At 65.3% G+C, this 26,220-nt stretch carries 25 protein-coding genes; 8 read left to right on the top strand and 17 right to left on the bottom strand.

Annotated elements, in window-relative coordinates:
* Positions 1–2: 2 nt before the first annotated feature.
* From FGK64_RS02200 to FGK64_RS02265, 14 genes are all read right to left on the bottom strand, one after another.
* Positions 3–224: a DUF5337 domain-containing protein gene (locus FGK64_RS02200; RefSeq protein ID WP_138862164.1), complete on the bottom strand. Its 222-nt coding sequence runs from the start codon at positions 222–224 to the stop codon at positions 3–5.
* Positions 221–892: an endonuclease gene (locus FGK64_RS02205; RefSeq protein ID WP_138862165.1), complete on the bottom strand. Its 672-nt coding sequence runs from the start codon at positions 890–892 to the stop codon at positions 221–223. Before FGK64_RS02205 ends, FGK64_RS02200 begins: the two co-directional genes overlap by 4 nt.
* A 29-nt stretch (positions 893–921) precedes the next feature.
* A complete protein-coding gene (locus FGK64_RS02210) occupies positions 922–2,088 on the bottom strand; it encodes an NADH-quinone oxidoreductase subunit E (RefSeq protein ID WP_138862166.1) in 1,167 nt (388 codons plus the stop codon).
* Between the two features lie 80 nt (positions 2,089–2,168).
* Positions 2,169–3,389: an NADH-quinone oxidoreductase subunit D gene (locus FGK64_RS02215; protein WP_138862167.1), complete on the bottom strand. Its 1,221-nt coding sequence runs from the start codon at positions 3,387–3,389 to the stop codon at positions 2,169–2,171.
* Positions 3,389–3,997: an NADH-quinone oxidoreductase subunit C gene (locus FGK64_RS02220; protein ID WP_138862168.1), complete on the bottom strand. Its 609-nt coding sequence runs from the start codon at positions 3,995–3,997 to the stop codon at positions 3,389–3,391. The genes FGK64_RS02215 and FGK64_RS02220 overlap by 1 nt, the downstream gene beginning before the upstream one ends.
* Positions 3,994–4,602 carry a NuoB/complex I 20 kDa subunit family protein gene (locus tag FGK64_RS02225; RefSeq protein ID WP_138862169.1) on the bottom strand — a complete coding sequence of 203 codons (609 nt, stop codon included), beginning with the start codon at positions 4,600–4,602 and terminating at the stop codon, positions 3,994–3,996. Before FGK64_RS02225 ends, FGK64_RS02220 begins: the two co-directional genes overlap by 4 nt.
* Entirely contained in the window at positions 4,593–4,958 is a 366-nt protein-coding gene (locus tag FGK64_RS02230) for an NADH-quinone oxidoreductase subunit A (protein ID WP_138862170.1), read from the bottom strand. Before FGK64_RS02230 ends, FGK64_RS02225 begins: the two co-directional genes overlap by 10 nt.
* 275 nt (positions 4,959–5,233) lie before the next feature.
* On the bottom strand, positions 5,234–6,856 hold the full coding sequence (locus FGK64_RS22690) for a calcium-binding protein (RefSeq protein ID WP_138862171.1): 1,623 nt from the start codon (positions 6,854–6,856) through the stop codon (positions 5,234–5,236).
* A gap of 74 nt (positions 6,857–6,930) precedes the next feature.
* The gene (locus tag FGK64_RS02240) at positions 6,931–7,716 is read right to left on the bottom strand and encodes a crotonase/enoyl-CoA hydratase family protein (RefSeq protein WP_138862172.1); all 786 of its coding nucleotides are present in this window, start codon (positions 7,714–7,716) and stop codon (positions 6,931–6,933) included.
* Positions 7,717–7,737: 21 nt separating this feature from the next.
* Positions 7,738–8,592 (bottom strand): hydroxymethylglutaryl-CoA lyase, encoded by an 855-nt coding sequence (locus FGK64_RS02245; RefSeq protein ID WP_138862173.1) that lies wholly within the window; start codon positions 8,590–8,592, stop codon positions 7,738–7,740.
* 67 nt (positions 8,593–8,659) lie between these two features.
* Positions 8,660–10,600 (bottom strand): acetyl/propionyl/methylcrotonyl-CoA carboxylase subunit alpha, encoded by a 1,941-nt coding sequence (locus tag FGK64_RS02250; RefSeq protein ID WP_138862174.1) that lies wholly within the window; start codon positions 10,598–10,600, stop codon positions 8,660–8,662.
* A gap of 75 nt (positions 10,601–10,675) precedes the next feature.
* Entirely contained in the window at positions 10,676–12,280 is a 1,605-nt protein-coding gene (locus FGK64_RS02255; protein ID WP_138862175.1) for a carboxyl transferase domain-containing protein, read from the bottom strand.
* Positions 12,277–13,806: an AMP-binding protein gene (locus FGK64_RS02260; protein ID WP_138862176.1), complete on the bottom strand. Its 1,530-nt coding sequence runs from the start codon at positions 13,804–13,806 to the stop codon at positions 12,277–12,279. Before FGK64_RS02260 ends, FGK64_RS02255 begins: the two co-directional genes overlap by 4 nt.
* Before the next feature lie 28 nt (positions 13,807–13,834).
* Entirely contained in the window at positions 13,835–14,998 is a 1,164-nt protein-coding gene (locus tag FGK64_RS02265) for an isovaleryl-CoA dehydrogenase (RefSeq protein ID WP_138862177.1), read from the bottom strand.
* A gap of 153 nt (positions 14,999–15,151) precedes the next feature.
* On the opposite strand from FGK64_RS02265, the gene FGK64_RS02270 reads away from it, so the two are divergent.
* A complete protein-coding gene (locus tag FGK64_RS02270) occupies positions 15,152–15,622 on the top strand; it encodes a pyridoxamine 5'-phosphate oxidase family protein (protein ID WP_138862178.1) in 471 nt (156 codons plus the stop codon).
* Entirely contained in the window at positions 15,622–16,092 is a 471-nt protein-coding gene (locus FGK64_RS02275) for a CreA family protein (RefSeq protein WP_138862179.1), read from the top strand. Before FGK64_RS02270 ends, FGK64_RS02275 begins: the two co-directional genes overlap by 1 nt.
* Here FGK64_RS02275 and FGK64_RS02280 read toward each other — a convergent pair.
* Entirely contained in the window at positions 16,089–17,288 is a 1,200-nt protein-coding gene (locus tag FGK64_RS02280; RefSeq protein WP_138862180.1) for a DegT/DnrJ/EryC1/StrS family aminotransferase, read from the bottom strand. The genes FGK64_RS02275 and FGK64_RS02280 overlap by 4 nt on opposite strands.
* Positions 17,289–17,318: 30 nt before the next feature.
* Positions 17,319–17,987 (bottom strand): HAD-IA family hydrolase, encoded by a 669-nt coding sequence (locus FGK64_RS02285; protein ID WP_138863033.1) that lies wholly within the window; start codon positions 17,985–17,987, stop codon positions 17,319–17,321.
* A gap of 138 nt (positions 17,988–18,125) precedes the next feature.
* Here FGK64_RS02285 and glmU point away from each other — a divergent pair, with 138 nt between their 5' ends.
* Entirely contained in the window at positions 18,126–19,478 is a 1,353-nt protein-coding gene (gene glmU / locus FGK64_RS02290) for a bifunctional UDP-N-acetylglucosamine diphosphorylase/glucosamine-1-phosphate N-acetyltransferase GlmU (RefSeq protein WP_138862181.1), read from the top strand.
* A 3-nt stretch (positions 19,479–19,481) separates the two neighbouring features.
* Complete coding sequence (gene glmS / locus FGK64_RS02295) at positions 19,482–21,305, top strand: glutamine--fructose-6-phosphate transaminase (isomerizing) (RefSeq protein WP_138862182.1); 1,824 nt, start codon at positions 19,482–19,484, stop codon at positions 21,303–21,305.
* Between the two features lie 16 nt (positions 21,306–21,321).
* Here the strand turns inward: glmS and FGK64_RS02300 are convergent, their stop codons facing one another.
* A complete protein-coding gene (locus FGK64_RS02300; RefSeq protein WP_138862183.1) occupies positions 21,322–22,041 on the bottom strand; it encodes an FkbM family methyltransferase in 720 nt (239 codons plus the stop codon).
* Positions 22,042–22,122: 81 nt separating this feature from the next.
* On the opposite strand from FGK64_RS02300, the gene FGK64_RS02305 reads away from it, so the two are divergent.
* The 4 genes from FGK64_RS02305 to FGK64_RS02320 are packed head-to-tail and all read left to right on the top strand — an operon-like array spanning position 22,123 to position 26,209.
* A complete protein-coding gene (locus tag FGK64_RS02305; RefSeq protein WP_138862184.1) occupies positions 22,123–22,806 on the top strand; it encodes a DNA alkylation repair protein in 684 nt (227 codons plus the stop codon).
* A gap of 51 nt (positions 22,807–22,857) precedes the next feature.
* Positions 22,858–23,865, top strand: a complete 1,008-nt coding sequence (gene moaA, locus FGK64_RS02310) for a GTP 3',8-cyclase MoaA (protein ID WP_138863034.1) — start codon at positions 22,858–22,860, stop codon at positions 23,863–23,865.
* The gene (locus FGK64_RS02315) at positions 23,865–25,163 is read left to right on the top strand and encodes a 3-deoxy-D-manno-octulosonic acid transferase (RefSeq protein ID WP_138862185.1); all 1,299 of its coding nucleotides are present in this window, start codon (positions 23,865–23,867) and stop codon (positions 25,161–25,163) included. Before moaA ends, FGK64_RS02315 begins: the two co-directional genes overlap by 1 nt.
* Positions 25,163–26,209: a glycosyltransferase family 4 protein gene (locus FGK64_RS02320; protein WP_138862186.1), complete on the top strand. Its 1,047-nt coding sequence runs from the start codon at positions 25,163–25,165 to the stop codon at positions 26,207–26,209. The genes FGK64_RS02315 and FGK64_RS02320 overlap by 1 nt, the downstream gene beginning before the upstream one ends.
* Positions 26,210–26,220: the final 11 nt, after the last annotated feature.

Below are 26,220 nucleotides of genomic sequence, written 5' to 3' on the forward strand. Positions count from 1 at the left end.
GCCTAACCCTTGTCGTCGTGCTGGCGTTTGCGCCAGAGAATGAATGTTTGCAACAGCGCAAAGCCAAAGCCTGCCAGTGCCGCCAGATCAAACAGCGCCCGCGTGCGGTTCGACCACCCGAAGTAGGCTCCCGCCGCATTGGCCCCGATCCACAGAACTCCGATGCCCGCGATCAGCAACGCCGTGCGCTGGCCAGCGCGTTTCTGTGGCGTCGGGCCCGTCATGCGCGCAAATCCTTCGCCTGTGCGACCCAGTTGTCGCGGCTGGCGCGGCCACGGAAGCCTTTCAGATTGTCATCCACCCATGCCAGTTCCGCATCCGAGAACGCGGCGATCTGGTCGTAGTGATAGATGCCAAGATCGTTCAGCATGGTTTCAACCTTGGGGCCGATGCCCTTGATTTTCTTCAGATCGTCAGCACCACTGTCGCGGGGCACCGTCAATCCCGTTGGTGCGCCTGCAAGGGCCGCGTCTTCCGCCGCGCTCTCATAACGCCATGTGCCTTTGCGTGACGCCAGTTCGGCCTGCCCGGCCAGGGGTGTCGATGGCTGAACCATCGATCGCGTCGGTTCTGACGGGGCCTGCGGAGCGGGCTTGGGGTCGGATTTTGGCTCGGCTTGAGGCTCGGCTGGCGCGCTGGCCGGAAGCGGGGCCGGCGTTGTCGCCACCGTTGCCTTGGGGCTGACCGGTTTCGCCTTGGAGTCCTTGTCGCTGCACCAGCTGGTCACCAGAACAAAGCCGACACCGGTGAATACGATCACCGCAGCCACCAGCGCGGGGAAGAACGCGATGTCCGTGAACAGACGCGCCAAAAGGAAAACGGCCGCGCCTGCAAGCCCGCCGTAATACCAGCATCGCTTCTGGCATTCGCCCTGTTCGTTGGTCTGCGTCATCGAATTCCCCTAGTCCCTGCGTCCGTGCCCTATTCGTCGTACATCCCGTCTTTCTTTGCCCGCTTGGAAAATTCCGTCTCGCCGCCTTCGGACAGGTGGCGCGCCTGATCGACCCAGTTATCACGGCTGACGCGGCCCTTGAAGCCAACAAGGTTCTGATCGGCCCAGGCGACCTCTTGCGGGGTCCATGCGGCGATCTGGTCGAAATGGTAGAAGCCCATCGAATGCAACATGCCTTCGAGCTTTGGCCCGACGCCCTTGATCAGTTTCAGATCGTCCGGGCCCCCGTCGCGGGCTGCGTCCAGAGTTGCGGGCTTTTCGCCGGCCTCGGCCGCTTCAGCCTGCGGCGTTCCGCCCGAAGCGGGCTTTGGGCGCGCCTTTTCCTGTTCCTGCGCTTCCTGTTCGGTCACGCCGGTCTTGTCGGCGGGCTTGCCCTTGGACGGACGCGGTTCATCGGCCGGTTTCGCCTTCGTCTCGGTGTTTTCATCGGCTTTCTGCCAGGGCGTCAGCAGCGGCACCTCGGTCCCGTCGATGCGCTTGACCGTATCGCCAATGTCGGTCGCCAGCTGCACGCTGGCGTTATACTGTGTGCGGCCGCTGTCGTATTCGGTCAGGCTGGTCAGGCCGGACAGCGGTTCCGACGCATAGCGCCCGTTCTGAGGGCCCGGAACCGGCACCTTGCCAGCGGCCAGTTCGTCGATGATTTCGCCCAATCGCTTGGCGGTCAGGTCTTCATAGTAGTCCTTGCCGATCTGGGCCATGGGCGCGTTCGCGCAGGAGCCGAGGCATTCAACCTCTTCCCACGAGAATTTACCATCTTCGCTCAGCTGGTGCGGCTTCTCGGCGATCTTTTCCTTGCAGACCGACACCAGATCCTCGGCGCCGCAGATCATGCAGGAGGTGGTGCCACAAATCTGGATGTTCGCCACCGACCCAACCGGTTGCAGCTGAAACATGAAGTAGAACGAGGCCACTTCCAGCGCGCGAATACGCGCCATGCCCAGCATGTCGGCCACGCCTTCGATGGCGGCGCGGGTCAGCCAGCCTTCCTGTTCCTGTGCGCGCCAGAGCAGCGGAATGATCGCGCTGGCCTGACGGCCTTCGGGATATTTCGTCATCTGCGCTTCGGCCCAGGCAAGGTTGTCGGGCGTGAAGGCAAAGCTGTCGGGCTGGACGGGGTGCAAACGGCGGAGCATCTAGATTACATTCCTGTGCGGGTCGCCGGCGGCGGAGCCTCCGGCGAGAGTAGTTTGACCGAAAAGAAGCCGGGCACGCATCAGCGGTCGACCTCGCCGAACACGATGTCCATCGTGCCGATGATCGCGGCCACGTCGGCCAGCTGGTGACCGCCTGCGACATGGTCCATCGCCTGCAGGTGCAGGTAGCCCGGCGCGCGCAGCTTGGCGCGGTAGGGTTTGTTGGTGCCATCGGCCACAAGGTAGACGCCGAATTCGCCCTTGGGAGCCTCGACGGCGGCATAGACTTCGCCGGCGGGCACGTGGAACCCTTCGGTGTAGAGCTTGAAGTGGTGGATCAGGCTTTCCATCGAGGTTTTCATGTCACCACGAGACGGCGGGGTGATCTTGCCCCGGGCCAGAACATCGCCCTGCCCTTCGGGCGCGCGGAGTTTTTCAATACATTGCAGGATGATATGCGTCGACTGGCGCATTTCCTCCATCCGGCAGAGGTAGCGATCGTAGCAGTCGCCGTTCTTGCCGACGGGCACCTGGAATTCGAATTCGTCGTAGCATTCATAGGGCTGCGCGCGCCGCAGATCCCATGCCAGGCCCGATCCGCGCACCATCACGCCCGAGAAACCGTAAAGCTGGATGTCTTCCTCGCTCACCACGCCGATATCGACGTTGCGCTGCTTGAAGATGCGGTTTTCTGTCAGCAGCTCGTCGATGTCATCCAGCCGGTTCGGGAACCGTTTGGCCCAGGCCTCGATATCGTCGAGCAGACCGGCGGGCAGATCCTGATGCACGCCACCGGGGCGGAAATAGGCTGCGTGCAAACGTGCGCCGCAGGCCCGTTCGTAGAAGATCATCAGGTCTTCGCGTTCCTCGAAGCCCCAGAGCGGCGGGGTCAGCGCGCCCACGTCCATCGCCTGCGTGGTGACGTTCAGCAGGTGGTTCAGCACGCGGCCGATTTCGGAGTAAAGCACCCGGATCAGCGAGGCGCGGCGCGGCACCTGCACACCGGTCAGCTTTTCGATGGCCAGGCACCAGGCATGTTCCTGGTTCATCGGGGCCACATAATCGAGCCGGTCGAAATAGGGCAGGTTCTGCAGGTAGGTCCGCGATTCCATCAGCTTTTCGGTGCCACGGTGCAGCAGGCCGATATGCGGGTCGCAGCGTTCGACGATTTCGCCGTCAAGTTCCAGCACAAGCCGCAGAACCCCGTGCGCCGCAGGGTGTTGCGGGCCGAAGTTGATGTTGAAGTTGCGGATCTTCTGTTCGCCCGTCAGGGCGTCTTCGAAACCTTTGGAGCCGTCCATCACTTTGCCCCTTCTTTCTTTTCGTCACCCGGGAGGATGTATTCGGCACCCTCCCACGGGCTCATGAAATCGAACTGGCGGTATTCCTGCACCAGCGAGACGGGTTCGTAGACGACGCGCTTCTGCGCCTCGTCATAGCGGACCTCGGTATAGCCGGTGGTCGGGAAATCCTTGCGCAGCGGGAAGCCGCGGAAGCCGTAGTCGGTCAGGATGCGGCGCAGGTCGGGGTGGCCCGAGAACAGGATGCCGAACATGTCGTAGACTTCGCGCTCGAACCAGTTGGCCGAGGGGTGGATGGCGACGATCGAGGGCACCATGTCTTCTTCGCGGACCGAGGCGCGCAGGCGGATGCGCTGGTTCTGGTACATCGACAGCAGGTGATAGACCACGTCGAACCGTTTCACCCGCTCGGGGTAATCCACCGCCGTGATATCGACCAGCGAGGAGAAGCGGCAGGCGCTGTCGGCCTTCAGGAACTCGATGAAGCCGGGAATGTTGCCCGGCGTCACGTCGATGTTCAACTCGCCGTGGGTGACATCCCATGCCAGCACGCAATCAGGCCGCTTGGCTTCAATATGGGCGCCCAGTTCGTTCAGCGCATCGCTCATCTTACAATCGTCCCCGTGCGGCGAATCTTGCGTTGCAGTTGCAGCAGGCCATACAGCAGCGCCTCGGCCGTGGGCGGGCAGCCCGGCACATAGATGTCGACCGGAACGATCCGGTCACAGCCACGCACCACCGAGTAGGAGTAGTGGTAGTAGCCGCCGCCGTTGGCGCAGGACCCCATCGAGATCACATAGCGCGGTTCCGGCATCTGGTCGTAGACCTTGCGCAGCGCCGGGGCCATCTTGTTGGTCAGCGTGCCGGCCACGATCATCACGTCGGACTGGCGCGGAGAGGCGCGCGGCGCGATGCCGAAGCGTTCGGCGTCGTAGCGCGGCATCGAGGTGTGCATCATCTCGACCGCGCAGCAGGCAAGGCCGAAGGTCATCCAGTGCAGCGAGCCGGTGCGTGCCCAGTTGATAAGGTCTTCGGACGAGGTGAGCAGGAAGCCCTTGTCCTGCAACTCGGCGTTCAGCGCGCTGGTCGCCACCTCGCGGTCGGCCCCGGCGGCATAGGGCGCCAGCGACGACGGGCCCGATTTCACGCGGTCGGCCTGCTGGCCGCTGCCCTGCACGTCGGTCACCAGCGGTGTTTCATTGGTCACTGCCATTCCAGTGCCCCTTTCTTCCATTCATAGGCGAATCCGATGGTCAGGACGCCAAGGAAAACCATCATCGACCAGAAGCCTGCCATGCTGATGTCCTTGAAGGCCACGGCCCAAGGGAACAGGAAGGCGATTTCAAGATCGAAGATGATGAACAGGATCGACACCAGGTAGAACCGGACATCGAATTTCATGCGCGCATCGTCAAAAGCGTTGAAGCCGCATTCGTAGGCGCTGACCTTTTCGGGATCGGGGTTGCGCACCGCGATCACGACCGCCGCAAGGATCAGGACCAGCCCGAACCCGATTGCGACTGCCAAAAACACCAGAATGGGAAGATATTCCCGCAACATCTCTTCCACGAGTGGCTCCTTTTGCTGCGCCGAGCCGTGGCCCGGGCCGTCAAGTGGCGTGTTGACCCTGCCCCTCTCTAGCCCCGCCGGTCAGGAGGGTCAACGGCCCGAACCGCATTGGTTGCATGCGATTTGACGCACCGGGGCATTGGGTTTCACAAGTCTTCATAAATCGTTAACGACTGACCGCTTGTGGGCGCAAGAGGTGTCGCAAGAGGCCCCGCCCCTGCCACGCCACAAAAATACTGCAGCGCGGCATACTTTATCGGTGCGCCGCCCCGCCGTCACAAAAAATCGAAATCCGCATGGGTCAACTGACCCGGGGTGATACCTTTCAACACGATTTCGGTGCCGCCTTCCAAAGTCACCAGCGCGCCATTCGCTCCGAACGAGTCGATCTGCGTGTTCGCAAAGCTGCTTCCGGTGACGCGAATGTGGTCGATCCCGTCCTGAAACCCAATGATACGGTCTCGTCCTTCGTCGGCCAGCCCGTCAAAGACAAAGGTATCAGCGCCGCCGTTGCCCTTCAGTATGTCGTTATGTGCGCCACCGATCAGCGTGTCGCGTCCGCGACCGCCAACCAGCAGATCGCGCCCGTTCCCGCCATCGAGCTTGTCATTGCCATTGCCGCCGAAGATCGAGTCGTTTCCGTTCAGGCCAAAGATGCGGTCGCGCCCGCCGAAACCCTCGAGCAGGTTCAGGCCGTTGGTATCGCGCAGGGTTTCGGCGGCATCGGTGCCGACGACTCCGGTGTCAAAGCCCTGGCTCATCACTTGCCATTGCGTGCCGCCAAGGTGATGCGATTGCCAGGTGACAACCACATCGCCGCTGGCATTCCCCGCGATCCCCGCATTCCACTGAGCCGCCGATGTCGAGCTGTTGATGATGAATTCATCGCCCACCATGCTGCCGTTGGCGGCGAACCGCTGGCCGACGATAGCCTCTCCGCTGCCGTCCTGATCGAAACTTTGCCAGGCCACCAGGAAGCCGCCATCGGCAAGGCCGATCACCTCGGGCGTCCACTGCTGGCTGTAGGTGGTGGTGTTGACCTGAAATTCGCCGCCCAGCTTTGTGCCGCCATCGTCGAACCGCTGAGCGAAGACGCCCCAGGACGACCCGTCGGCGTTCAGGCTGCCCCACCATGTCACGACGAAGCCGCCGTCCTTCAACGCCGCGACCTTGGGCGCGAACTGGTCGCCCGTGGTCAGGGTGTTCACCGTCACCGCCGCCCCCACCGGCGCGCCGGTCTTGGTAAACACCTGCATCTTCACATCGGCCTTGTTGGTCAGATCGCCGCTGTATTCCTGCCAGACCTGCACAAATTGCCCGGTGCCCAGCCCCGCGACATCCTGCGCGGCCTGCTCAAAGCTTACGCCCTGATCCAGAGATTTTTCCCCTCCGGCAAAGCTGCCATCCTGTTTGACGATGCGCCCGTGGGTCTTGAACCCCTCGCCGGCGACGAATTCGGTCCATGTAACCAGCAGGTTGCCGTTGTTCAGCGTGGTGCCGGCAATCGCGCCGCCGATGATTTCCCCCGCGCCGCTGATGGTGGCGGCCGGGCTGCGCAGGCTGCCGTCATCGTTGAACAGGGCAACTCTGGCCACCCCGCCGTCGCTGCCGCTTTCCATCCAGAACACCGCATAGCCCCCGCCTTTCAGCGGCTCGGCCCCGGAACTGACGGCAAAGCCGCTGGCGGCATCGGTGAGCTCGGCCACGGAGCCCGGGGCGCTGCCATCCGCAGGGAGCCGCCGCTGAAACAGGTCGCCGGTGTTCGGGTCCAGCCACGTCACGACCGTATCGCCGTTTTTCAACACCACCGGCGCTGTGAATACGTCTTCCTGAAAGTTGCGCGACACCACGACGCCGCTGTTGGTTTCGCCGCCGCTGGTCTTAAGCCCTGCCCCCATCGAAATTCCGCCCTGTGCAATACATCAAAAACGGCGGCATCCTAGCCGCCGTTCATTTGATCTGCCAAGACATTTCAAGCGGTGATCCAGGGCGCCTTTTCGCGGGCAAAGAAGGCGGCGACCCCGGCGCGGGCCTCTTCGGTTTCCCATTGTTCGGCCAGGGCGCGGATGGTGTCGTCGATCACCGCGTCGTCGATCACCGGCCCCAGCCGCCGCGCCAGCCGTTTCGAGGCCGCGACCGCCGTGGGCGCGCAAGACAGGTAAGGCACCACCTCGGCTTCGACCGCCTGCTCCAGCGCATCGTGGGCAACCACCTGCGACAGCAGGCCCAGCAGCATTGCCTCGGCCCCGTCGAAGAGGCGCGCCGACATGAAGACGCGCCGTGCCATCGCCTCGCCCATGCGGGCCAGACAATAGGGGCTGATGGTGGCCGGGATCAGCCCCAGCCGCGTTTCGGTAAAGCCGAATTTCGCGCCCTCAGCGGCAATCGCCACGTCGCAGACGCTGATCAGCCCCATGCCGCCGCCAAAGGCATTGCCCTGCACCGCCCCGATCAGCGGCTGCGGCAGCGTGTTCAGCGCAAACAGCATCTCGGCTAGCTTGCGCGCCTCGCGAAAGCGGGTGTCGCGGTCGGCCTCCATCTGGGCCTGCATCCAGCGCAGGTCGCCCCCGGCGCAGAAACTCTTGCCCTCGGCATCCAGCACGACGACGCGGATGGCGCTGTCGACGGCGATCTGGCCGGCCACCTCGGTCAGTTCGGCGATCATCTGCGCCGACATGGCGTTGTGCTTTTCGGCGCGGGCCAGGGTCAGCCGGGCCACGCCGCGCGCGTCGGTTGTCAGCCGGATCGTCTCGAACATATGAATTTCCTTGTTGTCGTGTTATTCGGCGCGCATCGAACGGGCCATTTCGGCGGCTTCGCGGATCACGGCCAGGTCAAGCCCGGTGTCGTATCCAAGACGCTCCAAGTGCTCGGCCACGGCTTCGGTTGCGACATTGCCCGCCGCGCCGGGCGCATAGGGGCACCCGCCCAGCCCCCCGGCGGCGGCGTCGAAAACACGCACCCCCAGCGACAGCGCCGCGTCGATATTGGCAATCGCCTTGCCGCCGGTGTCGTGGAAATGCCCTGCAAGACGGCCCACTGGCACCACGTCGCGTACCGCCAGCAGCATCCGCGCCACCTTGTCGGGCGAGGCCCGGCCCAGCGTGTCGCCGAGCGAGATTTCATAGCAGCCCATCGCGAACAGACGGTCGGCCACGGCGGCGACCTGCGCAGGCGCCACATCGCCATCATAGGGGCAATCTGTGACGCAGCTGATGTAGCCACGCACTGGCAGATCGATATGGCGCGCGGCCTCCAGCATCGGAGCAAAGCGTTCCAGCGATTCCTCGATCGAGGCATTGATGTTGGCGCGGCTGAACCCCTCGCTCGCCGAGGCAAAAACCGCGATTTCGTCCGCCTTGGCCGCCAGCGCATCGTCATAGCCGCGCATGTTGGGCGTGAGCGCGGCATAGCGCACGCCCTCGGCCCGCTGGATGCCGTCCAGCACCTCGGCGCTGCCGGCCATCTGGGGCACCCACTTCGGGCTGACGAAGCTGGCGCATTCGATGCGCGAAAACCCCGCCCGGCTGAGGCAATCGACCAGCGCGATCTTTTCCGCCACCGGAATATTGCGCTTTTCATTCTGAAGCCCGTCGCGCGGACCCACCTCGAAAATCTCTGCCCGTCCCGCCATGCGCTTTCTCCCTGATACGGTTGGCTTCAGTCTTTCGCCTTCGCCGCGCAAAGGCAACGGGGATCGTTTACGCCTCTGCTTCTTCCAGACGCACCAACGCAGCCCCGGCTTCGACCTGCGTGCCCTCGGACGCCAGAACCTCGGCCACCACACCATCGCGTTCGGCCAGCAGGGAATGTTCCATCTTCATCGCCTCCAGCACGGCCAGCCGGTCGCCTTCGGACACGGCTTGCCCCACGGTTGCAAAGACCGCCTTCACCAGCCCCGGCATCGGCGCCATGATCAGGTTACCATCGCCCGATTTGCCGCCATCCCGCGCCAGCGGGTCGATCACCTCGAACCGCAGGCCATAGCCGTCGAACACGGTGACCGTGCCGGCCGAGACCGCCAGCGGCGGCAGCGCACGCCCACCAATGCGCCACGCGCCATCGCGCCAGTGGGCATCGACCGTGTCGTCACCGATGCTCCACTGGTGATGGTCGGGCGCGAGGATCCGCAGCCGGGCTGTCACAGCCTCTTCGCCAAATTCCAGCGCGACCGAGCGATCGAGCGGCGCCCAAAGCACCAACCCCTGCGCCCAGTCTGGTGCGCCCGTCAGCCTCAGCGCGGCCATCGCGGCGGCGGCCACATGGCGCGGTTCGGCCTTCGGCGGCACCACCAGAGCGTCGATGTCGCGCGCGATCAGCCCGGTATCCACGTCGCCCTTGGCAAAGCCGTCATGAGTTGCCAGCGCGCCAAGGAAAGCAAGGTTGGTCACCGTGCCGCCCACCTCGGTCTGTTCCAGTGCGCGAGCCAGACGGCGCAGCGCCACTTCGCGCGTGGGGCCATGCACGATGACCTTGGCGATCATCGGATCGTACCAGGGGCTGATCGTGTCTCCGGCCCGAACGCCAGTGTCAGACCGCGCATCACCCGGAAATTGCAGATGGGTCAGCGTGCCGGTCGCAGGCAGAAAGCCCTTTGGCACGTCTTCGGCATACAGCCGCGCCTCGAACGCTTGACCGCTGATCGTCAGATCGCCTTGCGCCATGGGCAGCGGTTCACCGGCGGCCACGCGCAGCTGCCATTCCACCAGATCGACGCCGGTGATCGCCTCGGTCACCGGGTGTTCGACCTGAAGGCGGGTGTTCATCTCCATGAACCAGAACTGGTCGGGGTTCAGCCCGCCCGAGCCGTCGACAATGAATTCAATCGTCCCTGCCCCGCTGTACCCGATCGCCTCGGCCGCGCGCACGGCGGCGGCGCCCATGGCGGCGCGCATTTCAGGCGTCATGCCCGGCGCGGGGGCTTCCTCGATCACCTTCTGGTGGCGGCGCTGCAAGGAACAGTCGCGTTCGAACAGATGCACCGCGTTTTTGCCGTCGCCGAACACCTGCACTTCGATATGGCGGGGTTTGGTGACGTATTTTTCCACCAGCACATCGGCGTTGCCAAAGGCGGTTTTCGCCTCGCTGCGGGCGCTGGCAAGGGCATCGGCGAATGCGGCCGGTGTTTCGACAAGGCGCATCCCCTTGCCGCCACCACCCGCAACCGCTTTGATCAGCACGGGATAGCCGATGCCATCGGCCTGTTCCGCCAGGAACGCATCGTCCTGATTGGCGCCGTGATAGCCCGGCACCACGGGCACGCCCGCCTCTTCCATCAGCGCCTTGGCGGCATCCTTCAGCCCCATCGCGCGGATGGCCTTGGCCGAGGGGCCGATGAACACCAGACCGGCGGCTTCGACCGCCTCGACGAAGGCCGGGTTTTCCGACAGGAAGCCATAGCCGGGGTGGATGGCCTGCGCGCCGGCGTCCTTGGCAGCGGCGATGATCGCATCGCCCTTCAGGTAGCTGTCGGCCGGGGCCGGGCCGCCGATATGCACAGCATCATCCGCCATCTGGACGTGCATCGCGCCCGCATCGGCATCGGAATAAACGGCTACGCAGCGCAGGCCCATCGCCTGTGCGGTGCGGATCACGCGGCAGGCGATTTCGCCACGGTTGGCAATCAGGATCGTATCAAACATGGGTATGTCCTTCGCGGCGCGGGGCGCAAGGGGCCAGCCGCGCGTGAAATTCTGATGTATGAAAGGCCCGGGCCATCACATCCGGAACACGCCAAAGCGTGTCGGCGCGATGGGCGCGTTCAACGAGGCCGAGAGCGACAGCGCAAGGATGTCGCGTGTCTTGCGCGGGTCGATCACGCCATCGTCCCACAACCGGGCCGAGGCATAGAGCGGGTGGGATTGTTCCGCGAACATATCCAGCGTCGGCTGCTTGAAGGCGGCCTCTTCCTCGGCCGACCAGCTGCCGCCCTGCCGTTCGATCCCGTCGCGTTTGACGGTCGCCAGCACGCCCGCCGCCTGTTCGCCCCCCATGACCGAAATGCGGCTGTTGGGCCATGTCCACAGGAAACGGGGAGAATAGGCGCGTCCGCACATGCCGTAGTTGCCCGCGCCATAGGATCCGCCGACCAGCAGCGTGATTTTCGGCACCTTCGTCGTGGCGACCGCCGTCACCAGCTTGGCCCCGTGGCGCGCGATGCCTTCGGCCTCGTACTTGCGGCCCACCATGAAGCCGGTGATGTTTTGCAGAAACACCAGCGGGATGTTGCGCTGGCTGCACAGTTCCACGAAATGCGCGCCCTTCTGCGCGGATTCGGAAAACAGCACGCCGTTGTTGGCGATGATCCCCACCGGGCAGCCGCGCACATGGGCAAAGCCACAGACGAGCGTTTCGCCGAACCGCGCCTTGAATTCGTCAAACCGGCTGCCGTCGACGACGCGGGCGATGACCTCGCGGATGTCATAGGGGGTTTTCAGGTCGGGCGGCACCACGCCCAGGATCTCGTCGGGGTCATAGGCGGGTTCCTCGTCCGCCTGCCACTGCACCGTTGCGGGCCGGGTGCGGTTCAGACCCGCCACCGCGCGCCGCGCCAGGGCCAGCGCGTGGGTGTCGTCCTCGGCCAGGTAATCGGCCACGCCCGACAGGCGCGTGTGCACATCGCCGCCACCCAGATCTTCGGCGGAGACCACCTCTCCGATGGCGGCCTTCACCAGCGGCGGACCGGCCAGGAAGATGGTGCCCTGTTCCTTGACGATGATTGTTACGTCCGACATCGCGGGCACATAGGCACCCCCGGCGGTGCAGGACCCCATCACCACGGCAATCTGCGGGATGCCCATGGCCGACATATTCGCCTGGTTGTAGAAGATGCGCCCGAAATGGTCGCGGTCAGGGAACACCTCGTCCTGGTTGGGCAGGTTCGCGCCGCCCGAATCGACAAGGTAGACGCAGGGCAGATGGTTCTGCATCGCGATTTCCTGCGCGCGCAGGTGCTTCTTCACCGTGACCGGGTAGTAGGTGCCGCCCTTCACGGTGGCGTCGTTGCAGACGACCATCACCTCTTGCCCATGGACGCGGCCAATGCCCGCGATGACCCCGGCACCGGGCGCGGCGCCATCGTACATGCCATGCGCCGCCGTGGCGCCGATTTCCAGAAAGGGCGAGCCGGGATCAAGCAGGTTCGCAACCCTTTCGCGCGGCAGCATCTTCCCCCGCGACAGGTGACGGTCGCGGGCGCGCTCTCCACCACCGGCAGCCGCGGCCTGCGCCGCTTCGCGGATTTCGGACAGCGCGGCCAGATGCGCGTCGATGTTCGATTTGAAGGCATCCGAAGATGGCAGAGCCTTGGATTGCAGTTTCATTGCAGCTGATCCCTTTCCGCCGCGGCGCGGCGTTTCAGTTCCTTGCGGACGACCTTGCCGGTGACGGTCATCGGCAGCTCGTCCAGAAAGTCGATTTCGCGGGGGTAGGAATAGATCGCCAGCCGGGCGCGCACCCAGTCCTGCAACTCGGGCCCCGTGGCCGTCGCGCCCGGTTTCAGCACCACATAGGCCTTGACGATTTCCGTCCGCAGGTCGTCGGGTTTGCCGACCACGCCCACAGTTGCGACGGCGGGATGCGTCAGCAGGCAGTCCTCGATCTCCGAGGGGCCGATGCGATACCCGGCCGAGGTGATCACGTCATCCTCGCGCCCGACAAAGCGCAGGTAGTCGCCTTCGTGTTGTCCCCGGTCGCCGGTGAGCATCCAGTCGCCCCGGTATTTCTGCGCGGTTTCCTCGGGCCGGTTCCAATAGCCCAGCATCATCGACCCCGACCCGCGCCGTACGGCGATGTCGCCCTCGTCGGTGGTGGGTTGGCCGGACTCGCCTATCACCGCCACGGTGTGCCCGATCACCGGCTTTCCGATGCAACCGGGCTGCGCCGGAAAGCGCCGCGCGCAAGAGGAAACGACCATGTTGCATTCCGTCTGGCCGTAGAATTCGTTGATTTCCAGCCCAAAAGCCTTCCGCCCCCAGGCCAGCATCTCGGCGCCCAGCGGCTCGCCGCCCGAGGCGATCGAGCGCAGGCCCGGAATCGCCATGTCTGCGGCCTTCAGCATCCGCAGCGCGGTGGGCGGAAAGAACACGTTGCGCACAGCGCCCCGGCGGATGATCTCGGCCGCGCCTTCGGGGGTGAAGCGCGCCATGCGGGCGGCGACCACAGGGATACCAAGGCACAGCCCCGGCATCAGCACGTCGAACAGCCCGCCGATCCACGCCCAATCGGCCGGGGTCCACAGGCAGTCACCATCCTCGCCCAGCACGTCATGGCTGGCGACCACGCCGGGCAGATGCCCCGACAGCACACGGTGCCCATGCAGCGCACCCTTGGGCGTGCCGGTCGTGCCCGAGGTATAGATCAGCACCGCCGGATCCTCGGGTCCGGTGGCGAAAAATTCCAGCGGGCCGGTCGGGTCGTTGCCGCCGTCTACCATCCAGGCGCGCGCCAGATCGCCCAGCAGATCGGCGCCTTCAGGGTCGGTCAGCACCAATTCGCACCCCGCGTCGCGGACGCGCGAAGCCAGGGCGTCGTGCTTGAACAGCTTGAACAACGGGACGGAAATCGCGCCGATCTTCCAGATCGCCAGATGCGCCGCCGCGCACCACATCCCCTGCCCCAGCAGAACGCCGACCCGGTCACCCGGGCCGACCGCAGCCAGCAGCCGGGTCGCAACCCGGTCGACCATGCGGTTCAGTTCGCCAAACGTCACATCGCGCCGGTCCGGCCCGGTCAGATCGATGATCGCCGTGCGGCTGGAGAGCTGATCAAGGCACTGCTCGGCCATGTTCAGCCGATCGGGGAAATCCCAGCTGCCATCCGGCGCCAGAAACGGCAGGCCCGTGGTCATCCCATGTGCCCCGATGTGGCCCGGCGGCTCACGCCATGGCCCCCATCAGCTCGCGGCCCACAAGCATCCGGCGGATTTCGCTGGTGCCGGCGCCGATCTCCATCAGCTTGGCATCGCGGAAAATCCGCGCGACGGGCGCGTCGTTCAGGAAGCCCGCGCCGCCCATCGCCTGCACCGCCTGATGCGCCTGCACCATCGCCTGTTCGCTGGCGTACAGGCAGCAGGCCGCCGCATCCTGACGCGTCACATCGCCCCGGTCGCAGGCCTTGGCGACCTCGTAAACATAGGCGCGGGCGGAATTCATCGCCGTGTACATGTCGGCGATCTTGCCCTGCATCAGCTGGAAATTCCCGATCGGCTGGCCGAATTGCTTGCGGCTGGCCATATAGGGCATCACCTCGTCCAGACAGGCGGCCATGATGCCAAGCCCGATGCCAGCCAGCACGACACGTTCGTAATCCAGTCCCGACATCAGCACGCGCACGCCCTTGCCTTCTTCGCCAAGGACATTTTCAAACGGCACTTCGACATCTTCAAAGATCAGCTCGGCCGTGTTCGACCCGCGCATCCCCAGCTTGTCGAAATGCGGCGACGTCGAGAAGCCTTTCATCGACTTCTCGATCAGAAAGGCGGTGATGCCTTTTGATCCGGCCTCGGGGTCTGTCTTGGCATAAACCACCAGCGTGTCGGCATCGGGGCCATTGGTGATCCAGTACTTGTTGCCGTTCAGGCGGAAATGATCGTTGCGCTTTTCGGCTCGCAGCTTCATCGAGACCACATCGCTGCCTGCGCCTGCCTCGCTCATCGCCAGCGCGCCAACGTGTTCGCCCGACACCAGCCCCGGCAGGTATTTCGCGCGCTGCGCGTCGGTGCCGTTCAGCTTGATCTGGTTCACACAAAGGTTGGAATGCGCCCCGTAGGACAGCGAGACACTGGCCGAGGCGCGCGCCACTTCCTCTACCGCGACGACATGGGCAAGGTAACTCATTCCCGCGCCGCCGTATTCCTCGGGGACGGTCACGCCCAGAATGCCAAGGTCGCCCATTTCGCGCCACAGCTCGGGCGGGAAGGCGTTGCTGGAATCGATTTGCGCCGCCATCGGCTTCAGCCGCTCCTGCGCCCAGCGGTGCACCATGTCGCGCAGGCTATTCACATCCTCGCCCAGATCGAATTGCATCACGGCATTGAACATGGCGACCGGCCTCCTCTCCGGATTTATTGAACACTTGTTCATTTACTGCGTACGACAGGTATCGCCGCATTGTCAAGTTTGCATCATGGCACGGAACAAGCCCCGCGTCGCCCGCGTTGAGGTGCCAACCGAAATACCCATGAGGAGAGTGAGATGACCAAGGATCTGAAAGCCGAATTCTGGAGCCGGATTTCCAAGGTGCAGGCCGGGATGCTGGCCACGAAAGACAGCCGCCCGGTGCCGATGTCGCCCTATGCCGACCGCGACGAAAACGCGATCTGGTTCATCACCGCGCAGGGCACCGACCTTGAAAAGGCCGCGCAGGGCAGCGAGGTGGCGAACCTTTGCGTGTCCGATCCGTCGGCCAATATCTATGCCAACGTGAACGGCGCCGTGCGGTTGGTCGACAACCCCGAAAAGCTGGACGAACTGTGGAACGTGGTTGCGGGCGCTTGGTTCGAAGACGGCCGCGATGACAAGGATGTGCGGCTGGTGCGGATGACACCTTCGGATGCCGAGGTTTGGGCCACGGATGGCGCTGCCGGGTTCTTGTATGAGATCACCAAGGCGCATATGACCGATGAAAAGCCCGACATGGGCGAACACGGACGGATCACATTCTGATGCATCGCAAAGCACTTGCGACACTGGGCAGCGCGGCCATTTCGGCCGCCTGCCTGTTCACGTCTGCCTCGGCCGAGCAGGTGGGCGAAGTCGGGGTCGACTGGGTTGGCAACGACATCATTATCGAAGCGGTGCAGGACCCGAAGGTGAAGGGCGTGACCTGCCATATCGCCTATTTCGAACGCGGGCTGATTGACCGGCTGTCCAAGGGCAACTGGTTCGAGGATCCCTCGAACGCCTCGATCGCATGCCGCCAGACCGGGCCGATCACCATAGGTGACATCGACCGGGGCGAGGATGGCGAAGACGTGTTCCGCACCTCGCGCTCGATCATCCTGAAATCGTTGCGGGTCAAGCGTATTTTCGACGAGACGAACCAGACGTTGATTTATCTGGCACACGCCGCCGAACTGACGGACGGGTCGGCCAAGCTGTCGATTTCCACGGTGCCGCTGTACGGGTCGGACTAGGCGAACCCGTTGCCATAGGCGCGCCGCACCTCGCCCTCGATGATACGGGCGATCAGGGCGCAGTCGTCCAGGCTGAAGGTCAGCGGCACGCGCATGTCCAGCAGGCCCGCCAGAACGGCGTCGGTCTGCGGCATGGCGGGCGCATCGACGTAACGCCACGAGTCATAGCGCGAGGTGAAACCCGCCGGTTCCGCCGCGCCGAACCACTTCAGCTCGACCCCCCGCGCCGCGCATCCCGCGACCACCTCGCGGACCGTGTCCGCAGCCCAGCCATCCAGCCGGAACTGAAAGGATGAGCCCACGAAGGTCTCGGCGGCAGGCCGTGCGATCAGCGTCAGCCCGGGCACGTCCGCCAACCCCTGTTCCAGCACGCTGTACCGCGCCGCCCAGCGGTCCACCCTCTCGGCTAGGGTGCGCAACTGCGGGCGCAGGATCGCGGCGCGCAGGTTGTCCATCCGCCCCGAGATGTTGGGGGTTTCGTATTTCACAGTCTCGAAGGCCTCAGGCGGGGGCGCGGCGATGTGGCGGTCGTACAGCATGTAGGACCCCGACAGCATCACCGCCCGCGCCGCCAGGTCTGCGTCGTCGGTCGTGAAAAACCCGCCCTCGCCCGAGTTCATATGCTTGTAGGTCTGGCTGGAATAGGCCGCCGCCAGCCCGTGCCGCCCCGAGGGCGTGCCGTTCCACGCGGCGCCCATCGTGTGCGCGCAATCTTCGATCACCGTGATCCTCCGCGCATCGCACAGCGCCATCAGCGCCTCCATGTCGCAGATATGCCCGCGCATGTGGCTGAGCAGCAGAATGTTGCCCTGCCCGGCCTTGGCGGCCAGATCCTCCATATCGATGGTCAGATCGGGCGTCGTGCCCACGAACACCGGCACCGCGCCCAGCGCGGCGATGGATCCGGGCACCGGAGCAAGCGTAAAGGCATTGGTCAGCACCCGGTCGCCCGGCTGTACCCCCGCCGCGCGCAGGGCCGTGGCAATGGCATAGCCGCCCGAGGCGACCGCGATGCAGTACCGCGCGCCGGTGAAGGCGGCGAATTCCTGTTCCAGCAGCGCGGTTTCCGCGATCTCTCCGTCGGCGGTGTTATAGCGGTGCAGCCGCCCGCCCTGCATCACCGCGACGGCGGCGGCGATGGCCTCTTCGGGGATCGGGTCCTGCTGGGTGAAATTGCCAGTGAAGATCTCTTGCATGGCCTGTTGTGAGCCTGCCCGGCGGCGCGGTCAAGCCCGCCCGATCAGCCGCTCGACCGTTTCCGGAAGCTCGTCAAAGCTGCCGATCAGCGCCTCTGGGTGCAAGGCGGCCATATCCTCGCCCGAAGGGCCGAATGTCACCAGAACGCTGGGCACGCCGGCGGCGCGCGCGGTGTTGCGGTCGGTATCCGAGTCGCCCACCAGCAGGCACTGCGCCGGATCGCCGCCCGCGCGCCGCGCCGCCTCGCGCAGGGGTTCCGGGTCGGGCTTGCGCACCTTCAGCGTATCGGCCCCGACCAGCGAGGCAAAGTGATCGCGCACGCCCATGCGCGCCAACAGCATTTCCGCCAGCGCCTCGGGCTTGTTGGTGCAGATACCCACGCCATAGCCTGCCGTTTTCAGCGCCTCGACTGCCTCCAGCGCACCGGGATACATCACCGTGTGCACGTCGATGGCCCCGGAATAGGCATCCAGCAGCATCGGATAATACACATCCACCGTCGCCGCATCGAACAGCGCGACCTTGGTCAGCCCGTGGGTCAACATGCTGCGCCCGCCGCGCAGCGCGACCCCGGCATCCAGCCCCGGATCCAGCAGATCGCCCAGCCCCATGTGGCGAAAGCAGTGGTTCGCCGCCGCGATCAGATCGCCGGAGGTATCGGCCAGGGTTCCGTCAAGATCGAAGATCACCGTGCGCATATGGGCCTGCCCTTGTTGTTGTGGCATGTTTTCGCCCGATGCTGTTGCAGGATGCAACCATCTTTGATCGCCAGCCAGCTTGCGCATATGCCGCCAGCCTATAAAACGGCCCGAACGAGCAAAAGAAACGAGAGCAGTATGACCATCGCGCTAGTCATCCTTGCGGCCGGCAAAGGCACACGGATGAATTCGGACCTGCCCAAGGTGCTTCACCCCATCGCCCACGCGCCGATGTTGGCCCATGCGCTGCGTGCGGGGGCCGCGCTGGAGCCTGCGCGCACCGTGGTGGTGGCCGGGCATGGCGCCGATCAGTTGCAGGCCGCCCTGGCCGAGATCGACGAGATGGCCGAGGTCGCGCTGCAAAGCGAGCAGCTGGGCACCGCCCATGCCGTCGACATGGCGCGCGAGACGCTGGCCGGGTTCGAGGGCGACATCGTGGTTCTGTATGGCGACACGCCCTTCGTGCGGCCCGAAACGCTGGAACGGATGATCGCCGCGCGGCAAAGCCACGACATGGTGGTGCTGGGGTTCGACACCGCCGACACCACCGCGCGCTACGGCCGCTTGGTCATGGAGGGCGCGCGCCTGCAACGGATCGTGGAATACAAGGACGCAAGCGAGGACGAACGCGCGCTGACGCTGTGCAACTCGGGCCTGCTGGCCTGTGACGCGACGGTTCTATTCGATCTGATCGCCGAGGTCGGCAACGAAAACGCCTCGGGCGAGTATTACCTGACGGATGTGGTCGAACTGGCCAATGCGCGCGGGCTGTCGGTGACGGCGATTGCCTGCGACGAATCCGAGACGCTGGGCGTGAACTCGCGCGCCGATCTGGCCGCCGCCTCGGCGGTGTTTCAGGCCAACGCCCGCGCCGAGGCGCTGGACAATGGCGTGACGATGGCCGCGCCCGAGACTGTGTATTTCGCCTTTGATACGGTGATCGGGCGCGATTGCACGATTGAACCCAACGTGGTCTTCGGCCCGGATGTGACGGTCGAAAGCGGCGCGACGATCCGTGCCTTCACCCACCTCGAAGGCTGCCATGTCAGCCGAGGGGCAACCGTGGGCCCCTTTGCCCGGCTGCGTCCGGGGGCCGAACTTTCGGAAAACGCCCATGTCGGCAACTTCGTCGAGATCAAGAATGCGATCATCGGCGAAGGCGCGAAAATCAACCACCTGTCCTATATCGGCGATGCCGATTTGGGTGCGCGCACCAACGTGGGTGCGGGCACAATCACCTGCAACTATGACGGCGTGATGAAGCATCGCACCACCATCGGCACGGATGTGTTTATCGGGTCCGACACGATGCTGGTTGCCCCCGTCACCGTTGGCGATGGCGCCATGACAGCCACCGGCACCGTTGTCACCCGTGACGTGGAACCGGGCGCCATGGCCGTGGCCCGCGCGCGGCAGGAAAACAAGCCGGGCTTTGCCACGCGGCTGTTCGATAAGCTACGCGCCGCCAAGGCGCGCAAGAGCGAGGGTTAACCCATGTGCGGAATCGTCGGCGTTCTGGGCCACCACGAAGCGGCCCCTATCCTTGTCGAGGCGCTGAAGCGCCTAGAATATCGCGGTTATGACAGCGCGGGCATTGCCACGGTCGATGCCGGGCGGCTGGACCGGCGCCGCGCCGTGGGCAAGCTGGTGAACCTGTCGGACCACCTTGTGCATGACCCGCTGTCGGGGAAATCGGGCATCGGCCACACCCGCTGGGCCACACACGGCGCGCCCAGCGTCACCAATGCCCACCCCCACCGCGCCGGGCGCGTGGCCGTCGTGCATAACGGTATCATCGAGAATTTCCGCGAGCTGCGCGCCCAATTGGCCGAGGCGGGCGTGTCGTTCAGCACCCAGACCGATACGGAAACCGTGGCGCTGCTGTGCGAAAGCTTCCTGAATGACGGGATGGCGCCGGTGGATGCCGTCTTTGCCACGCTCGAGCGGTTGAAGGGCGCCTATGCACTGGCCTTCCTGTTCGAGGGCCAGGACGACCTGATCGTGGCGGCGCGCAAGGGATCTCCGCTGGCGATCGGCCATGGCGAGGGCGAGATGTACATCGGCTCGGACGCCATTGCGCTGGCCCCGCTGACCGACCGCATCACCTATCTGGAAGAAGGCGACCGCGCCATCGTTACCCGTGCGGGCGCCGAGATTCGCGACGAACAGGGCAACCCGGTGACGCGCGAAACCCGCCGCATCCGCATCGATTCCACCCGCATGGACAAGGGCGGACACAAGCATTTCATGGCCAAGGAAATCGCCGAACAGCCCGCCGTGATCGCGCAGGCGCTGGCGCATTACTTGGGCGAAGGCGGCGACACCATCACCCTGCCCGGCGCGGGCGTCGATTTTTCAGCCGTGAACCGGCTGACAATGGTGGCCTGCGGCACCGCATATTACGCCTGTCTCACCGCGAAATACTGGTTCGAGCAGGTCGCCCGCCTGCCCGTCGAAGTCGATATCGCCTCGGAATTCCGCTATCGCGAACCGCCCATCAGCGAGGGCACGCTGGCGCTGTTCGTCAGCCAGTCGGGCGAAACCGCCGACACGCTGGCTGCGCTGCGCTATTGCAAGGGCAAGGCCGACAGCATCGTGTCGGTGGTCAACGTCGCCGAAAGCTCGATCGCGCGCGAAAGCGATCTGGCGCTGCCGATCCTTGCCGGGGTCGAGGTGGGCGTGGCCTCCACCAAGGCGTTCACCTGCCAGCTGAGCGTGTTGCTGATGCTGGCCCTGCGCGCCGCGCACGACCGGGGTTTGCTGGAGGACGATGCACTGGCCGACCAGATCTCGGCCCTGCGCAGCCTGCCCGCCCTGCTGAACGCCGCGCTGGATCAGGAAGACACGATCCGCCGTGCCGCCCAGAACCTGAGCGAGGCACGCGACGTGCTGTTCCTTGGCCGCGGCCAGATGTATCCGATGGCGCTGGAAGGCGCGCTGAAACTGAAGGAAATCAGCTACATCCACGCCGAAGCTTATGCGTCCGGAGAGCTGAAGCACGGCCCCATCGCCCTGATCGACCAGAACATGCCGGTGGTGGTTCTGGCGCCGCGCGACGCGCTGTTCGACAAGACCGTATCGAACATGCAAGAGGTGCTGGCGCGCAAGGGCAAGGTGGTACTGATCTCCGATCAGGCCGGGCTGGACGAGGCGTCGGACGGGCTGTGGCAATCGGTGGCAATGCCCGCCTGCCCCGATCTGCTGGCCCCGATCATCTATGCCGTGCCGGCGCAATTGCTGGCGTATCACGCCGCCGTGGCCAAGGGCACGGATGCCGACCAGCCGCGCAACCTGGCGAAATCGGTGACGGTAGAATAAACGGTGGAATAAGCCGCTAGTCGCGCAGATACAGCACGTCGCCATGACGTGGCACGCGGAAGTATTTGTGCGACACCAGCCTGAACCCGTGGGCGCGCATGTGAGAATCGATCTCGGTGAACTGCGCGCCACCGGCATACAGCGGAATACGGCTGACTTCGCATTTGCACAGCCGGAACGTATCGAGCCCCTCGCCCAGCCCTTTCAGTACTTCCAACTCGTGGCCCTGCACATCGACCACCAGCATCGCCTGAACCGCCGCGGCCACGTCAACGCCGTGCCGGGCCAGGATTTCATCCAGACTGCGCGTCGGCAATTGCAGCACATCGCCGCTTTCGCCTGCGTCGGGGAACCGCGCGTGCAGCGCCTCGGTCGCGCGGTGCACCGAAGACGAGGCGCCGTCGCCCTTGAAGCGGTGAAAGCTTAGCGTTTCGCCCGCATTGGAGGACACCAGAGCATTCTCGGTCAAGTGCCGCGCGGTGGTCTTGCGGGCCGCAAGCGTCTCGCTCAGCTTGACATAGGTATCGGGGTCGGCCTCGACCCACAGCACGGTGTCCGCGCCACAGCTTTCGTAGAACCCGGCGTCCTCGCCCCAATGCGCGCCCACATGCACAACCAGATCGACCGGCGCGCGACGGCGCATCACCAACTCGTACCCCGAGGCGCGAAAGTACTTGCGCCATGACGCCGGCACGCTGCGCCGCAGTGCGCGTTCGATCGGTTTCAGTGCCTGCATTCGCTTGCTCCCATGCCCCCATCACTGCATAGCAGGCAGCATGGACCACGAAAAGCCATGCGCACGGGGAACGGAGCCGAAATGACAATGGATACAGCCGAGTACATCGACGCCCTCGCCGCGCGCGCCACCCCGGGACGGGCCGAGCAAAGCGCCGCCTATCACAAGGCCCCGCGCCGCTATCTTGGCGTGGCGAACCCCGAAATCAACGATCTGGTGCGCGACTGGCGCGCCGGGCTGGATGTGCCGGGCCGCGTGGCGCTGGCCGACGCGCTGTGGCGCACCGACATTCACGAAGCGCGCATCGCCGCCGCCAAGCTGCTCGCGCAGGCCCGCATCCGCCCCGACGAGGATGTCTGGACGCTGATCCGCGGCTGGGTGCCCGAATTCGACGCCTGGGCCATCGCCGATCACGCCTGCGACGCGGGCCAGCGCCGCCTGCTGGCGGACCCGTCGCGGCTGGACACGGTCGAGCAATGGACCACCGCGCCCGACAAATGGATCCGCCGCGCCGCGCTTGTGATGACCCTGCCTTGGGCCAAGATGAACACCCCCGGCGCCGACGATCTGGCCCGGCGCGAGCGTATCCTTGGCTGGGCGGCCAGCTATGTGCCCGATCGCGACTGGTTCATCCAGAAGGCCATCTCATGGTGGCTGCGCGATCTGTCCAAACGCGATGCCCCCCGCGTGCGCGCCTTCCTCGATGCCCACGGCGAGGCGATGAAACCCTTTGCCCGCAAGGACGCCGCCCGTCTGCTGCCCTAGCTGACGGATGCCCCCTTGCCGCGCGCCCGCCGCGTCTTTACCTATGCAATCATGGATACGCCGCTGATCGACCCATTCGCCCGCGCGATCACCTACCTTCGGGTTTCGGTGACAGACCGCTGTGATTTCCGCTGTGTCTACTGCATGTCCGAGAACATGACCTTCCTGCCGAAGAAGGAACTTCTGACGCTGGAAGAGCTTGACCGCATGTGCACGGCATTCGTCGGCATGGGCGTGAAAAAGCTGCGCATCACCGGCGGCGAGCCGCTTGTGCGCAAGGGCATCATGACCTTCTTCAACTCGATGTCGCGGCATCTGGACAGCGGCGCGCTGTCGGAGCTGACGCTGACGACGAATGGCTCGCAGCTGGAGCGTTTTGCCGACGATCTCTACGCCGCCGGGGTGCGGCGGGTGAACGTCTCGCTCGACACGCTGGACGAGGCGAAATTCGCCGATATCACCCGCTGGGGGCGCCTGCCGCAGGTGCTGCGCGGGATCGACGCGGCCCAACGCGCCGGGCTGCGGGTGAAGATCAACGCCGTCGCCCTGAAAGGCTTCAACGAACCCGAGCTGGCCACGATCACCCGCTGGTGCGCCGAACGTGACATGGACCTGACATGGATCGAGGTCATGCCGATGGGCGATATCGGCAACGAAGACCGGCTGGATCAATACTGGTCGCTGCGCGATGTGCGGGCAACCTATGCCGAACATTACACCGTCACCGACCTGGCCGAGCGCACGGGCGGCCCGGCGCGCTATGTGCGGCTGGAAGAAACCGGGCAGAAGATTGGGTTCATCACGCCTCTCAGCCACAATTTCTGCGAAAGCTGCAACCGCGTGCGGCTGACCTGCACGGGCGAGTTGTACATGTGCCTGGGCCAGGAAGACATGGCTGACTTGCGCGCGCCGCTGCGCGCCCATCCCGATGATGACGCCCCCCTGCGTGCCGCGATCCGCGATGCAATTTCGCACAAGCCCAAAGGCCACGATTTCGACTATTCGCGCCAGCGCCTTGATGGCCAGATGTCGCGCCACATGAGCCACACGGGCGGCTGATGCCCCGCACCGATGCCCGCGCGCCCGGCCTGTTCCGGGTCTATTGCCGTGCGACGGCAATGCTGGCACCGCTGGCCTATCGCTCGGTCGCGCGCAAGCTGCGCGCCCATGACGTGCCCGAGGCACGGATCGCCGAACGGATGGGCCATGCTACAGAACCCGCACCCGGGGGCCCGCTGATCTGGTTCCACGCCGCCAGCGTTGGCGAAAGCCTGTCGGTGCTGACACTGATTGCGCGCATGGGCGACCGCCTTCCGCAGGCGCAATTCCTGATAACCTCGGGCACCGCCACCTCGGCCCAGTTGATCGCGCGCCGGATGCCCCCGCGCACCCGCCACCAGTTCGCGCCGCTGGATGCCCCCGGCCCGGTCGGGCGGTTTCTGTCGCACTGGCGCCCGCGCGCGGCGGTGTTTGTCGAAAGCGAGCTGTGGCCGCTGATGCTGGCCCGCACCCGCGACAGCGGCGCGCGGCTGGCGCTGGTCAACGCACGCCTGTCGATGAAATCGGTGGATGGCTGGCGGCGATTTCCAGATACGGCGCGGTTTGTCCTGGGCTGCTTCTCGCTGATGCTGACCCAGAACGACAGGGCGCGACGCGATCTGCTGGCGATGGGGGCCGACCCGGACCGCGTGCATACGGGCGGCAACCTGAAATCCACGTCCGATCCGTTGCCGGTGGACGAGGAAACCTTGGCCGCGATGCAGACCGCCCTGGGCGACCGCCCTCTCTGGATCGCCGCATCGACCCACCCCGGCGAAGAAGAGCAGGTGGTGGCCGCCCACGCCCGCGTGCTCGAGCGACACCCCGACGCCTGCCTGATCCTTGCGCCCCGCCACCCCGAGCGCAGCGCCGAGGTTACAGCGCTGATCGAGCGCGCCGGGATGTCAAATGCGCGCCGCAGTGCGGGCGAGTTGCCGGATGACACGTCGCAAGTCTACCTCGCAGATACGCTGGGCGAGTTGGGCACATGGTACGCGCTGGCACCAATCGTGTTTCTTGGCGGTTCCTTGCGCGAAATCGGCGGCCACAACCCCTTTGAACCCGCCAGCGCGGGTGCCGCGATCCTGACAGGGCCGCATGTGACGAATTTTGCCGAGACCTTCGCGCCGCTGATTGCCACGGGCGGTGCCGTGGAAGTGGCCGATGCCGACGATCTGGCCGCGGCCGTGCTGCGCTGGCTTGGCAACCCCGCCCCCCTTGCCACAGCACGCACGGCCGCGCGCGACTTCGCCATCAGGCGACAAGAGGCGCTTTCAGACATCGTGGATCGCCTGTGCACCGCGCTGGAGCTTGGCTGATGCCCGAGGTCTTCGTCACCAATTTCAACCGCAACTTCACCGGCGTCTCTGCCACGGCGGCCAATGTGGTGCGCCAGCAGGCCAACCGCTACGATCTGGCGCTGGTAGGCCAGCCCCTGCCCGGCTGCCCGGAGCCGATTTCAGTTGGTCAGGCTCGGCGCTTTTCAGCAACACCGCCACCGGGCAAACCCTTCGCGATCTGGCATGTTCGCCGCAACACCGAAATGCGGGCAGGAATCTGGGCGCGCGACGTGCTGCGCCTGCCGATCCGGCTGGTGTTCACCTCGGCCGCGCAACGGCGGCACTCGGCCTTCCCGCGCTGGCTGATCTCGCGCATGGACGCGGTGATTGCCACAACGGAAGAGGCCGCGCGCTTTGTCCCGAACGTCCAGGCGGTGGTGCCCCATGGCGTGGATACCGACCTGTTCACCCCCGCGCCCAACCGCGCCGCCGCCTGGGCCGCGCTAGGATATGGAGGCACGCTTGGCATTGCCACCATCGGGCGCGTGCGCCCCGAAAAAGGCACCGACCGCTTTGTCGACGCGATGATCCGCCTGCTACCGGATCTGCCCGGCGCCACCGCGCTGGTGATCGGTCGCGCCGCGCGAGAGCATCAGAAATTCGACCTTGACCTGAAAGACCGGGTCCAGCGCGCCGGCCTGATCGACCGCATCCGCTTTGTCGGGGAAATCCCCGCCGAGCGCCTGCCAGAGGTGGTGCGCGCCCTCTCTCTTGTGGTGCAACTGCCCCGCTACGAAGGCTATGGCATGACCCCGCTGGAAGGCATGGCCAGCGGCGTGCCCTTCGTGGCCTCCGATACCGGATACTACCGCGCCTTCTCGGACCAGGGCCGCTGCGGCACCGTTGTGCTCCTCGCCGACCCCACGGCCGCCGCAGCAGCCGCCGCCCGGGCGCTGCTGTCTGACTCCGCCACCTTCAACAGCGCCGCCACTGCCGCCCGCGACATCGCGCGCACCACCTTCAGCGCGCGCGCCGAAGCTGACGGAATCGGCGCGGTCTACGACAGGTTGTGGTCCGCCGCCTGACCGAAGCCATG

This window comes from Arenibacterium halophilum, assembly GCF_005938225.1.
GTDB classification, from domain to species: Bacteria; Pseudomonadota; Alphaproteobacteria; order Rhodobacterales; family Rhodobacteraceae; genus Arenibacterium; species Arenibacterium halophilum.